At 46.8% G+C, this 280-nt stretch carries 1 pseudogene; it reads left to right on the forward strand.

What is annotated here, in order from left to right:
* A pseudogene (locus AAEY75_RS14735) lies at nucleotides 1–280 on the forward strand (acyl-CoA desaturase); the annotation flags it as partial.

Raw genomic sequence — 280 nt, forward strand, 5'->3', positions numbered from 1 at the left:
GCGCCGCTCTGGCAGCATTCGCATAACTACCTGCATCATACTTATACGAATATTGTTGGGCGCGATCACGACGTTGGTTATCATTTGATTCGGGTAACTGATGAACAGCCTTGGACGCCAAGCGACCGTTATAATTTACTGAAGACCATGATATTGGCATTGGGATTTGAGTGGGCGGTGGCTTTTCATGACATCCAAATCAGCGTTGACGAATATGCAGAGTCGCCACAGCTAACAGAGATCATGCAGCCAAAGTCTCATGCGTTACTGAGTAAAATCG

Source organism: Psychrobacter sp. TB55-MNA-CIBAN-0194 (assembly GCF_040309505.1).
In the GTDB taxonomy this organism is placed as follows: Bacteria; Pseudomonadota; Gammaproteobacteria; order Pseudomonadales; family Moraxellaceae; genus Psychrobacter; species Psychrobacter fozii.